This window comes from Streptomyces sp. NPDC053076, from assembly GCF_044546845.1.
Lineage (GTDB): Bacteria > Actinomycetota > Actinomycetes > Streptomycetales > Streptomycetaceae > Streptomyces.
This window is the reverse complement of the sequence record NZ_JBITZL010000001.1, coordinates 1236088-1248455: the sequence shown is the minus strand read 5'-3', so window position 1 is coordinate 1248455 and position 12368 is coordinate 1236088. Positions and strand designations below refer to the sequence as shown.

At 72.2% G+C, this 12368-nt stretch carries 8 protein-coding genes; 5 read left to right on the top strand and 3 right to left on the bottom strand.

The window, feature by feature from the left end; all coding sequences use genetic code 11:
• Positions 1-14: 14 nt before the first annotated feature.
• Positions 15-1367 carry a serine hydrolase domain-containing protein gene (locus tag ACIGYR_RS05105; RefSeq protein ID WP_399603158.1) on the bottom strand — a complete coding sequence of 451 codons (1353 nt, stop codon included), beginning with the start codon at positions 1365-1367 and terminating at the stop codon, positions 15-17.
• A 102-nt stretch (positions 1368-1469) separates the two neighbouring features.
• Positions 1470-2678 (bottom strand): cytochrome P450, encoded by a 1209-nt coding sequence (locus ACIGYR_RS05100; RefSeq protein ID WP_399603155.1) that lies wholly within the window; start codon positions 2676-2678, stop codon positions 1470-1472.
• A 1321-nt stretch (positions 2679-3999) separates the two neighbouring features.
• Here ACIGYR_RS05100 and ACIGYR_RS05095 point away from each other — a divergent pair.
• On the top strand, positions 4000-6144 hold the full coding sequence (locus ACIGYR_RS05095) for a SpoIIE family protein phosphatase (RefSeq protein WP_399603259.1): 2145 nt from the start codon (positions 4000-4002) through the stop codon (positions 6142-6144).
• 256 nt (positions 6145-6400) lie between these two features.
• On the opposite strand, the gene ACIGYR_RS05090 is transcribed toward ACIGYR_RS05095, so the two are convergent.
• Positions 6401-7870 (bottom strand): S1 family peptidase, encoded by a 1470-nt coding sequence (locus tag ACIGYR_RS05090; protein WP_399603257.1) that lies wholly within the window; start codon positions 7868-7870, stop codon positions 6401-6403.
• A 211-nt stretch (positions 7871-8081) separates the two neighbouring features.
• Between ACIGYR_RS05090 and ACIGYR_RS05085 the strand changes: the two genes are divergently transcribed.
• The 4 genes from ACIGYR_RS05085 to ACIGYR_RS05070 all read left to right on the top strand — a co-directional run bounded on the left by ACIGYR_RS05085 (position 8082) and on the right by ACIGYR_RS05070 (position 12368).
• On the top strand, positions 8082-8495 hold the full coding sequence (locus tag ACIGYR_RS05085; protein ID WP_399603152.1) for a PaaI family thioesterase: 414 nt from the start codon (positions 8082-8084) through the stop codon (positions 8493-8495).
• 454 nt (positions 8496-8949) lie between these two features.
• Positions 8950-9165: a type A2 lantipeptide gene (locus ACIGYR_RS05080; protein WP_399603149.1), complete on the top strand. Its 216-nt coding sequence runs from the start codon at positions 8950-8952 to the stop codon at positions 9163-9165.
• A gap of 168 nt (positions 9166-9333) precedes the next feature.
• Complete coding sequence (locus tag ACIGYR_RS05075; protein WP_391837642.1) at positions 9334-10137, top strand: HlyD family efflux transporter periplasmic adaptor subunit; 804 nt, start codon at positions 9334-9336, stop codon at positions 10135-10137.
• A 113-nt stretch (positions 10138-10250) separates the two neighbouring features.
• The gene (locus ACIGYR_RS05070; RefSeq protein ID WP_399603255.1) at positions 10251-12368 is read left to right on the top strand and encodes an NHLP family bacteriocin export ABC transporter peptidase/permease/ATPase subunit; all 2118 of its coding nucleotides are present in this window, start codon (positions 10251-10253) and stop codon (positions 12366-12368) included.

Sequence of the window (12368 nt, the reverse complement as noted above, 5' to 3'; positions counted from 1 at the left end):
GTCGGCACCGCGGGTCAGCCGTCGTCGGTGCGGCGCGCCGTCCGCCCCGATATCTGCACCCGGTCGATCTCTCCGGTGCCCGGATCGCGGTGGAACCGGCCCCCGGGCTCCGGCCGCCCGGTGGCCGGATCGAGCAGATCGCACGACAGGTCGGCGTAGCAGACCAGTCCGAGCGCCAGGTCACCGTCCACGGACAGGGTCGGCGCGCCGTCCGGACCGGCCGCGACGCGGTACGTCGTGGTGCCGTTGCGGTAGACGCCCTCGCAGCCGGGCACGGCGACGGGACGGCCCCGGTCCGGGGCCAGGGCGCCGACGGGCACCCGTATACCGGTGAGCCGGGCCAGCTCCGCCGTGAGATCACGCCAGAGCGCGGTGGCGCCGCCGGCGTTGCCCGTGAAGGCGACCACCACCCCGCTTTCCGGGTCGGCCCGCAGATGGCAGGACGTGCCCTGGGCGTTGCCGTCGTGTCCGCACCATACGCGGTCGTCCCGCTGGTACAGGGCGAGTCCGGGGCCCCAGCCGTCGGCCAGCGCGCCCGGCCGGGCGGCGGTCTCGGGGCGGCGCATCTCCTTGATGACGGCGGGCGGCAGCAGATCCGAGCGGCCGATCAGCGCGTTGCCGAACGCGACCAGGTCCAGGGCGCTCGCGAGCAGCGCGCCGGCCGGTGCCTCCAGCGGCGCCAGGTTCTGCCGGGCCGGACGGGCGCTCCCCGTCGCGGTGTTGACGGCGTGTCCGGCGGCCACGGGGCGGACGGGCGAGGCGTCGCCGATGAATGCGGGCAGCACGCCGAGGGGTTGGAGGAGCAGTGCCCGGACCGCCTCGTGCCACGGCATGCCGGTGACCGTCTCGACCAGCCGTCCGGCGGCGACGTAACCGGCGTTGGAGTAGGAGAAGTCGGTGCCCGGCGCGAACAGCGTGTCGCGGGCGGTGCAGACGGCCGTGAGATAGCGGGCGGCGGTGGTCGCGGCGGCGGTGTCCGAGTCGGGACCGGTGGGCAGACCTCCGGTGTGGCTGAGCAGCTGACGTATCGTCACGACGGGCGTCCCGCTCAGCTCCGGGAGGTGCTCGGCGGCGGGTTCGTCCAGGTCGAGGTCGCCGTCGTCGGCCAGCAGCATGACGAGCGCGGCGGTGTAGGGCTTGGTGAGCGATCCCAGGGGGACCGCCGTTTCCGTGGCGACGGGGCTGCCGGTCGCGACGTCGGCCGTACCGGTGTGCACGGCGACGACGTCCGTCCCGGTGTCCAGGGCCAGTTGGGCACCGGGTACCCGGTGGGTCCGGGCGAGCGCGTCGAGCCGGTCCTGCAGGTCACGGCGTAACCGGGAAGACGTCGGGGCGGCGGCCGGAGCGGCGGGGATGGTGTACGGCATGAGAAGGGGACTCCCGTTGGGTGGGTCTCATGTGCGGGTGTACCGGTCCGGTCCGTGGACGAGCGGTGTAGGGGCCGGCCGGGGGCGCTGTGCGCGCTCGGACTACGGTCTGCGGACCTCGACGGGCAGATGGCGAACGCCGATGATGACGGCCGGGTTCTGGTAGGCGATGTCCTCGTAGGACGGGATCGCCAGGATGCGGAATCGTTCATGCAGTTTCCGCAGGGCGATCCGCGCCTCCAGCCGGGCCAGTGGTGCGCCGAAGCAGAAGTGGATGCCGTGCCCGAAGGTCAGATGGGGATTGGGACTGCGGGTGACGTCGAAGACGTCCGGTGCGGCGAAGCGGCCGGGATCCCGGTTGGCGGCGCCCAGATGCGCCATCAGCATGGTGTCGGCCGGGATGTCGTGGCCGCCGAGGGTGACGGGCCGGGTGACGCGGCGGCCCAGTTCCGGGAAGGGCGGCAGCCAGCGCAGCACCTCCTCGACGGCGGCCGGTATGCGTGCGGGGTCGGCGCGCAGCGCGGCGTCCGTGCCGGGGTGGCGGTCGAAGGTGACGACCGCGTTGCCCAGCAGCGCGGTCGTGGTGATGTGGCCGGCGACCAGCAGCAGGGCCACGAAACCGACCATCTCCTGGTCGGCGAGCCGGACGCCGTCCACCTCGGCGGCGATGAGTCTGCTGGTGAGGTCGTCACCGGGGTCGGCGCGGCGGGCGCGGATGTACTCCAGCATGTAGCTGTTCATCTCGCGCACCGTGGGGGCGATGGCTTCCAGCGCCCGCTCCAGGTCGGCCATGTCGGGCGCCTCGCCGAGCTGGTCGCCGCCGAACAGGACGCTCGCCCACTCCTGGAAGAGCCGGTGTTCCTCGGCCGGGATACCGAGCAGTTCGGCGATCACGATGATCGGCAGCGGATAGGCCAGCGTGTCGACCAGGTCGAACCGGTCGCGGTCGGCGACGGCGTCCAGCAGCCGCGCGCAGACCGCCTCGATGCGGGGTTCGAGCCCCTGCACGACCCGCGGGGTGAACGCCTGGCTCACCAGCGTGCGCAGTTTGCGGTGCTCCGGCGGGTCCATGCCGACGAAGTTGCCCTGGGTGAAGGTCTCGAAGTCGGCCTGGGTGGGGGCGAGGGCGGAGAGATCCGAGGAGTACGTCGCCGGGTCGGCGAGCACGGTGGCGACGGTCTCGTGGTCCAGCACCTGCCAGACGCCCTGTGTCTCGTCGTACCGCACCGGCCCGGCTTCGCGTAAACCCCGCCAGCGGTCGGGTAACTCGTCCAGGAGGGGCCGTGAGCCCGTCGGTTGCTTGCTGATCACCTTGTCTCCTTGCTAGCGCGTGCGGGCACGGAGGAGTCACGCACACAGCGGGTGTCTCGGACCGGATTCGGCCCGCGGCGCCGGGCACCCCGGGCACGGCTGTGCCACCGCTGCCAGGACATCCGGACGGAAAGAGACCCGCGTGACCTTCCTCGTACGCGGCGAAACGGTCAGACGGCGCCGGTCTGCTGTCGGGACGGGCCGAGGGCCCTCAACACGTGCGGTGCAGGACGCGGCGACCGCGCGGCCGGCCCCGGCCCCGGCCCCGCAGCGAGCCCAGTCGTTTGGCGCGCCAACCCGACATAACCCATCCCCTCGGCGATACCTCCCGCGCAACGATCACGCGGGACCCTCCCGGCTCGTGAAACGGACAACGGGGCCCGCGGCCCCGACCGTCCGAAACGAGGTGTGAGAATACGCAGTCCCAGTCCGTGCCGCCCCATGATTGGCATGATGCGTACCTCGAACCACCTTCGTTTCGATGGAACTCGGCCACAGTCTTCACGGTGAGTCACACGCAAGCAACCCCCTGAAGTTGAACGGAGAGTACTCCCGAGGTGCTCTTGGGTCACCATCCGGCCACTTCGCCAAGCACCGCACGCGCACGACGCGGCGGCCGGATCGTCGCAGCCGCGTGTGCCCCGGCGGCTCACCCGCAAACCGGGCGCGCGGGAAAAAATATGGCGCCGGAAGACCGGCCGGAACTCCGCCGGACCCCGGCCGCGCCGGTCCGGCGCTTCGCCACGCTGTTCGACCGGTTGGCTGGAACCTCCTCTGATCTGGACTGATGATCCGGTCGGCGACACTCCGGGGCCGCCGTCGGCAACGGTGACGCGACACGCCGTGGGCACCTGCGGAGCCGCCGGCGACACCCGCGACCACCTCGCCCACCACCGCCTCGACGCTCGGTCGTTCCGGGGTGAGAGAGACGACGGATCACGCCTGTGCGCATGGAATCAGCCATCCTGGCGCGACGGGGGCGCACACGACGCATCCGTACATCGCCCGTGCTTCACCCGCACTCCCGGTGCCCGAGCCGTAGGACGACACGCGCAAGCGTGCCCTAGCCCCCGGCCCGGCTCATCCGGTCGGCCGGTGCCGGGCATGGAGACGGCGGAACGGGGTGTGCGGAGCCGTCCGCCGCGCGGGGCGCGGAACCGGGGTGTCCGGAGCCATCCGCCGCGCGGCGCGGAACGCGGGGGCGTGCGGAGCCGTCCGCCGCGCGGGGGCGGGGACGGAGCCTCATGAGCGCTCGCCGTGCGCGGGGCGCCGCCCCGAGGGAGTCTTGTGCCCGGGATGCCACGCACGGCCGGACGAGGAGGTGGTCGGCGTGCCGGACGGACCGGGGCCGGAACCGGCGGCCAACGGGGCACCGGCCGCCCAGCCGGTACTGTCGCTCGCGCTGGTCTCGATGATGCACGAGGTGCGCGCGCACTCCGGCGCGGTCTATCTGCTCAGGCCCGACGAACCGGTCCTGGAGATGGCGGTCCACGCGGGCATGCCCCGCGCGTTCGCGGCGCCGTGGGAGCGGGTCGGGCTCAGCGCGCCGCTGCCGCTGGCGGACGCGGTGCGCGAGCGGCGGCTGGTGTGGGTGGGCGGCGAGGAGGAGATGGCCCGCCGCTATCCGCGGATCGCGGTGGTGCTGCCGTACCCGTTCGCGATGGCCGCGGTGCCCGTGGCGACGGAGCGACAGGTGTACGGCGCGGTGTTCGTGACCTGGCCCGGCGCGCATCCGCCGGAGCTGTCCGACGGCGAGCGGGACCATCTGTGGGCGGCCTGCGCGCGGCTCGCGCTGCGGCTGGAGCGGTCGGGGCAGGAGAGGCGGCGGCGCGCCCTGGAGGACGACGTGCTGGCGACGCCGGTCTCCGGGGTGGCGGACACACTGGGCTCCGTCGAGGCGGCGCGGATGGTGTCCCGGCTGCCGTACGGACTGGTGTCACTGGATCTGCACGGCCGGATCACCTTCGTCAACACGGCCGCCGCCGAGCTGCTCGGCAGACCGGCCAGGGAACTGCTGGGCGTGCTGCTCTGGGCGTCGGTGCCATGGCTGAACGACCCGGTGTACGAGGACCGTTACCGGGCGGCGCTGCTCAGCCAGCAGGTGGCCTCGTTCGTGGCGCTGCACCCGCCCGGCGACTGGCTGTCGTTCCGGCTGTACCCGAGCACGAGCGGACTGAGCGTGCGCATCAGCCGGGCCCGGGCGGTGGCGGAGATGGCGCAGGAGGCTCCCCGGACGGGACCGGGGCCGTCCCGGCTGGTGACGATCTCCCAGGTGCTGAGCCTGGCGGGCGCGCTGACCGAGGCGGTGGGGGTGGAGGACGTGGTGCAGCTGGTCTGGAACGAGGTGGCCCCGGCCGTCGGCAGTCAGGCGCTGGCGGTCCTCGGCTCGCAGGGCGGCCGGCTGCACGTGCTGGGGCACCGGGGATACCCGGCCCCGCACGTCGTGGAGCGGTTCGACGGGCTCCCGCTGTCGGAACGCACACCGGGCACCCAGGCGCTGAACACCGGCGTGCCCGCGTTCTTCGACTCCCGAAAGGAGCTGGAACGGCTGTACCCGAACCGGCACGAGACCCCGGACGGCTTCGCGGCCTGGGCCTATCTGCCGCTGATCGCGTCCGGCCGCCCGGTGGGCACCTGTGTGCTGGCCTACGCCGAGCCGCATGTCTTCCCCGCCGACGAGCGGGCGGTGCTGACCTCGCTCGGCGGTCTGATCGCGCAGGCCCTGGAGCGGGCCATGCTGTACGACACCAAGCACCGCCTGGCGCACGGCCTGCAACAGGCGCTGTTGCCGCACTCGCTGGCGCCGCTGGCCGGAATCGAGGCGGCGGCCCGTTATCTGCCGGCCACGCACGGCATGGAGATCGGCGGCGACTTCTACGATCTGGTGCCGACCCGGCCCCTGGCCGCGGCGGTGATCGGCGACGTCCAGGGACACAACGTCACGGCGGCGGGCCTGATGGGACAGATCCGTACCGGGGTCCGGGCCTACACCACGGTGGGACAGGCGCCGCACGAGGTGATGAGCAGCACCAACCGGCTGCTGATCGATCTCGGTGCCGATCTGTTCGCCAGTTGTCTGTATCTTCGGCTGGATCCGGCACATGGACGGGCCGTGATGGCGCGGGCGGGTCATCCGCCGCCGCTGTTGCGCCGGCCGGACGGGCGGGTGCGGGTGCTGGATCTGGCCGGGGGCCCGCTCCTCGGGATCGACGCCGCGGCCGTGTACCCGACGACCGAGGTGTCCCTCGCTCCCGGCTCGCTGCTCGCGCTGTACACCGACGGCCTGGTGGAGTCCCCCGGCGTAGACATCGAGGACGCGTTGGTCGGCCTGGGCGAGCTGCTCACGGACATCGGTGACCAGCCGTTGGAGAGGCTGGCGGACGAGGTGGTCCGACACAGCGCGGCGGCGCGGCAGCGGGTGGACGACGTGGCGGTGCTGCTGCTGCGGGCCCGCGCCGACGGCTGACCCTCAGACGACTGTGGTCCGGTCCTCCCGCGGGAGGACCGGACCACTCCCCTCCGGCCGGACCGAGGGGGAGGGCCGGCGGGGAGCAAGGGGTGCCGGTCCGCTCAACGGTCGCCGTGCAGGGACGGCTCGATGGATGCCGTTGAGGGACGGCTCGACGCACGCCGGACAGGGGACGGCTCGACGCGCGCCGGTGCGGGACGGCTCAACGGATCCCGGTGCAGGGACGGCTCAGCGGATCCCAGGGCGGGACGGCTCAATGGGTCCCGCTGAGGGACGACGACCCGTCGTCCGCCGTGCCGCTGCCGGACTGGTCGCCGGCTGAGCCGGCCGGGTCGGACGGGTCGGCGCCGCCGCCGATCTGGTCGCCGCCGGCGCCTGCCTGATCACCCGCGCCCGCCTGGTCGCCGGCACCCGCCTGGTCACCCGCGCCGGACTGGTCACCCGCACCTGCCTGGTCACCGGCACCCGACTGGTCACCCGCGCCGGACTGATCACCCGCGCCTGCCTGGTCACCGGCACCCGCCTGATCACCCGCACCCGCCTGATCACCCGCGCCGGACTGGTCGCCGGCGCCGTTGCCGCCGGCGCCGAGGGTCGCGCCGGTGGCCTGCAGGGCGGTGGTGACCGGCTGGAAGAAGGTCTCGCCACCGCTGGTGCAGTCGCCGCTGCCGCCGGAGGTCAGGCCGAGGGCGCTGCCGTCCTGGGTGAACAGGGAGCCGCCGCTGTCGCCCGGTTCGGCGCAGACGTTCGTCTGGATGAGGCCGGTGACGGTGTCGACGCCGTTCGGGTCGGTCTCGCTCTGGAAGTTGACGGTGGCGTCCAGGCCGGTGACCTGGCCGTCGTGCAGCCCGGTGGTGGACCCCATGCGGAACACGGTCGCGCCTACGGTGGCCTCCGCGGCCTGGTTGATCTGCACGGTCCGGCCGTTGCCGACGTTGACCTCGCTGGGCGCCTGGGTGCCCGCGTCGTTGTACTTGACGAGGGAGAAGTCACCCTGGCCGGGGAAGGTGGCCTGGTCGACGGTGGCGATGGGCTGGCCGGTCTGGGAGTCGGACCAGTCCTTGGCGGCGACCCCGCAGTGACCGGCCGTCAGGAAGGCGGGACTGCCGTCGGAGGCGGTGACGTTGAAGCCGAGGGAGCAGCGGACGTTGCCGCCCTGCACCTGGGAGAAGATGGCGTCACCGCCCGAGACGAACGTCTTGAAGGTGCCGGAGGACTTCTTCAGGGTGGCCATGCCGGAGCCGAGGCTCCGCACGGTGGACTGGAGCCGGTCCCACTTGGCGCCGGTGACGGTGGAGTCGGCGGTGACGAGGACCTTGTCGGTGCGCGGGTCGACGGCCCAGGAGGTGCCGGGGATGGTCGCCCTGGTCTTCAGTGCCCGGGCGGCGGATTCGAGTTCGGCGGTGCTGTTCTCGACCTGGCGGACGACCGCGCCCGCCTTCTTCGCCTGGACGATGACGTTGCTGTCGCCGCTGACCACGTTGACGACGAGCTGCTGCTTGCCGCTGTCGTAGTAGGAGCCGGCGAAGGCTTCACCGAGCATCTTCTGCAACTGGGCGGCGAGGCCCGAGGCGTCGGCGGCCTTCAGGGTCCTGGCGTCCGCCGTGCCGCCCGCGGTCGCCTTGTCCTGGTCCTGGGAGGCGTTGGCGTTGGGCAGCAGGAGGGCCGCCGCTCCGAGCGCCGCGACACCGCCCACCGCTATCGCGGCCTTGCGCTTGGGCATTCGCTTGTGACTCAACCTTCTCGACCTCCTGGGGACGGGGGTCTGCCGCTCATGGGCAGTTCGTATCGGGGTGGGTACCGGGGCGCCTGGATGGCCGTAGGTACGCACCGGCCGCGTGGTGTGTTCAATTCCGTTTCCCAACGGCGGTACGGGCAAGGCGAATCGGCCAGGCTCCGCGTGTCGCGACGGGCGGCCGGGAACAATCCCCCATATGACGATGAGCCCCGCCGAAGCCGACAAGATCCTCTCCGCCAACTTCGCCCCCTGGGTGCTCCAACTCCAGCTCACCGTGGAGGCGGTGGGCGAGGACCGGGCCGTGCTGCGTCTGCCGTGGTCGGACCGGCTGGCCCGGGAGGGCGGCGGGTTGTCGGGGCAGGCGCTGATGGCGGCGGCCGACACGGCGACGGTGATCGCGGTCTCGGCCGCCCGGGGCGGGTTCGTGCCGATGACGACGGTTCAGCAGTCGACCTCGTTCCAGCGGGCGGTGACCGGTGCGGATGTCCTGATCGAAGCGGTCCTGACGAAGCTGGGCCGGCGCATGGCCTTCGCGGATGTCACGTTGAGCGACGCCGCCTCGGGTGCGCTCGCCGCCCGGGCGAGCACGGTCTACGCCATCCTGGGCTGACACGCACAGCTATCGATCGGTAACGGTCAGCTCCGAACACGAAACGGAATCCCACCTTCAGGGAATCTGCACATCCACTACCCAGTGACGTCACCGGCACCCGGGGATCTGCACATCCGCACGCCCCCTGACGGGCCATTGGCGAGGAGTGCCGGATTCGCGGTCCGGCGGACAAGCCACCCGACGCGACGATGCGGTGCGGCATGTGAAGGAGTCGCCGACAAGGCGTGCGCATGCCTGCACGGATGAACCAGCTCGCGAGCAAAGTGCCCAGGTGAGAGCCCTGATTGATTGGAAGCGCGCCCTGCGTGCGTGCTTTGATCCATCGCACCGCAGGGGTCAGGCGGGCCTTCCGGAGACGGAAGCCCGGCGCCCGCGGCGGCGGCCGTCCGTCTGTCCCCAGAGGGGGCCGCTCTCCCCCTTGTGAAATACCCATACGAAGGGAAGTTCCATCATGAACTCCACCCCCCAGGTTGAGACCGTCGAGATCTCGGACGCCGAGCTGGACAACGTCGCCGGCGGCCTGTCCGTGAACGCCCTGAACACCGTGACCGGTGCCGTCAACGGCGTCGCCCCGGTTTCCGGCCTGGTCAACACGGTCGTCGGCACGGTCGAGGGTGTCACCGGCCTGCACACCCAGCCGGTCACCAACCTGGTCGCCGGTCTCTGATCGCACCTCGGTGTCACCGACAGTCCCGGAGCCGTCCCTCGGCTCCGGGACTCTCGGATGCCCTGAAACACCTGGGCAGCCGCTGCTCATGCGCCTCGACAACACGCGCATCCGACACACATGTCCCTTTGAAACACTTGCGTCTCTCCCACAGGTGAGGGAAGTTCCGTGCAGTTCCGCCAACAGGCCCTCGCCAAGCTCCAGTCCCCGGAGGAGCTGGACCTTCCGGTGCGTCTCGCCCGCCCGCAGGGCTGGCTCGCGCTCGGCGTCACCGTCGTCGTCATGGCCGCCGCCTCGGTGTGGGCGGTGACCGGCTCGGTCGCCTCCACGGTCGGCGCGCCGGCCATCCTCACCCACGGCCAGGGCAGTTACCTGCTGCAGAGCCCCGTGGCAGGGCAGGTGACAACCGTCCTGGCCCGGCAGGGCGAACGGCTGCCCGCGAACGCGCCGGTCCTCAAGGTCCGTACGGCCAAAGGTGACTTCACGGTCCGGTCCGTCGCCGCGGGCCGGGTGACCACGCTCGCCGCCGACATCGGGCAGATCATCCAGACCGGCACCACGGTCGCCGCGGTGGAGAAGGTCGCCCATGCCTCCGACCCGCTGTACGCGACCGTGTACGTGCCCGCCGAGAACGCCGCCGCCATCCCGGCGCACGCCTCGGTCGACCTGACCGTGTCCTCCGTGCCGACGGAGCGGTACGGCGTCCTGCGCGGCGAGGTGAAGTCGGTGGACCGCACCGCGCAGTCCGCCCAGTCGATCGCCGCGTTCCTGGGCGACAGCCAGCTCGGCGAACAGTTCACACGCAAGGGCCGCCCGGTGGCCGTGCTGGTGGAACTCGACAAGTCGTCCACCAAGAGCGGTTACCGGTGGTCCAGCGCCGGCGGGCCGCCGTTCCGGCTCGATTCCATGACCCTCGCCAGCGGTTCCGTCCGCCTCGCCGACCAGCATCCCGTCGATTGGCTGCTCCCGTGACCGCCCCCACCGGGAACGCCCAGGAAACCCGTGGCCGCAGACGGGCGGCTCCCGCGAAACGGCCGGTCCCCAAGTCCCGCACCGGTACGGTGCGCACGCCCACCGTGCTGCAGATGGAGGCCGTCGAGTGCGGCGCCGCCTCCCTCGCGATGGTCCTCGGGCACTACGGCCGGCACGTCCCGCTGGAGGAGCTGCGCATCGCCTGCGGCGTCTCCCGCGACGGCTCACGCGCCTCCAACCTGCTGAAGGCGGCCCGCGGTTACGGTCTGACGGCCAAGGGCATGCAGATGGACCTGGCCGCCCTCGCCGAGGTGCGGGCGCCGGCCATCCTGTTCTGGGAGTTCAACCACTACGTCGTCTACGACGGCATGGGCCGCCGCTTCGGCCGGCGCGGGGTGTACATCAACGACCCCGCCAAGGGCCGCCGGTTCGTGCCCATGGAGGAGTTCGACGGCAGCTTCACCGGTGTCGTCCTGGTGCTGGAGCCGGGCGACGGCTTCAGCAAGGGCGGCCGCAGGCCGGGCGTGCTCGGCGCCATGCCGGCCCGGCTGCGCGGCACCGCGGGCACCCTCCCGGCGGCGGTGCTGGCCAGCCTGCTGCTGGTCGCGGTCGGCGCCGCCGTCCCCGCGCTCAGCCGCACCTACATCGACATGTTCCTCATCGGCGGGCAGACCTCGCTGCTGAGCGTGCTGTTCACCTCGATGGCCACCTGTGTGCTGCTCACACTGGTGCTGACCTGGCTCCAGCAGGCCAACCTGCTGCACGGCCGGATCATCTCCTCGACCCTCTCCAGCGCCCGGTTCCTGCGCCATCTGCTGCGGCTGCCGGTCACGTTCTTCGCCCAGCGCTCCCCCGCCGACCTGGTCCAGCGCCTGCAGTCCAACGACCAGGTCGCCGAGACCCTGGCCCGCGACCTCGCGGCGGCCGGCGTGGACGCGATCGTGCTGGTCCTGTACGCGGTCCTGCTCTACACCTACGACCCGCAGCTCACGGTCCTCGGCATCGCCGTGGCCCTGCTGAACGTGGTGGCCATGCGGCTCGTCGTACGGCTGCGGGCCACCCGGACGGCGAAACTGCGCGCGGACACCGCGCGGCTCACCAACACCTCCTACACCGGGCTCCAGCTGATCGAGACGATGAAGGCGACCGGCGGCGAGGACGGCTACTTCCGCAAGTGGGCCGGCCAGCACGCCGCCACGCTGGAGGAGCAGCAGCGGCTCGGCGTGCCCAGTGCCTGGCTGGGCGTGGTGGCGCCGACACTCGCCACCTTCAACAGCGCGCTCATCCTGTGGATCGGCGGGCTGCGCGCGGTCGAGGGGCACATCTCGGTCGGTCTGCTGGTCGCGTTCCAGGCGCTGGTCACCCGCTTCACCGCCCCGCTGACCCGGCTCAACGGAGTGGCGGGCCGCATCCAGGACTTCGCGGCCGACGTGGCCCGGCTGAAGGACGTGGAGAACTTCCGGACCGACCCGCTCTACGCCCGCCCCGGCGGCGGCGACTCGACCCGCCGGCTGCGCGGGCACGTCGAGCTGGAGAACGTCACCTTCGGCTACAGCCCGCTCGACCAGCCGCTGCTCGCGGGCTTCGACCTGACCGTCGGTCCCGGGCAGCAGGTGGCGCTGGTCGGCGGCTCGGGCAGCGGCAAGTCCACGGTCTCCCGGCTCATCTCCGGCCTGTACACGCCGTGGGACGGGGTGATCCGCATCGACGGCCGCCGGCTGGAGGACATCCCGCGCGGCGCCCTCGCCTCCTCCGTCTCCTTCGTCGACCAGGACGTGTTCCTGTTCGAGGGTTCGGTCCGCGACAACGTGGCCCTGTGGGACCCGTCGATCCCCGACGAGGCCGTGGTGGAGGCGCTGCGGGACGCGGCCCTGTACGACGTGGTGATGCGCCGGCCCGGTGGCGTCCACAGCAAGGTCGAGCAGGACGGCCGCAACTTCTCCGGCGGGCAGCGCCAGCGCCTGGAGATCGCCCGGGCGCTGGTGCGCCGGCCGAGCATCCTGGTGCTGGACGAGGTGACCAGCGCGCTGGACGCGGAGACCGAGCTGGTCGTGATGGACAACCTGCGGCGGCGCGGCTGCGCGTGTGTGGTGATCGCACACCGGCTGAGCACGGTCCGCGACAGCGACGAGATCGTGGTCCTCCAGCACGGCACGGTCGTGGAGCGCGGACGGCACGAGGAGCTGGTGGCGCGCGGCGGCACGTACGCGGCGCTGGTCAGGGAGCGGTGA

Bases quoted from the DNA above. Each gene is read 5' to 3' on its own strand.
- ACIGYR_RS05090 (WP_399603257.1), bottom strand. From the start codon at position 7,870: ATGCCCAAGCGCAAGGCCGCGATAGCGGTGGGCGGTGTCGCGGCGCTC.
- ACIGYR_RS05085 (WP_399603152.1), top strand. From the start codon at position 8,082: ATGACGATGAGCCCCGCCGAAGCCGACAAGATCCTCTCCGCCAACTTC.
- ACIGYR_RS05080 (WP_399603149.1), top strand. From the start codon at position 8,950: ATGAACTCCACCCCCCAGGTTGAGACCGTCGAGATCTCGGACGCCGAG.
- ACIGYR_RS05070 (WP_399603255.1), top strand. From the start codon at position 10,251: ATGGAGGCCGTCGAGTGCGGCGCCGCCTCCCTCGCGATGGTCCTCGGG.
- ACIGYR_RS05105 (WP_399603158.1), bottom strand. From the start codon at position 1,367: ATGCCGTACACCATCCCCGCCGCTCCGGCCGCCGCCCCGACGTCTTCC.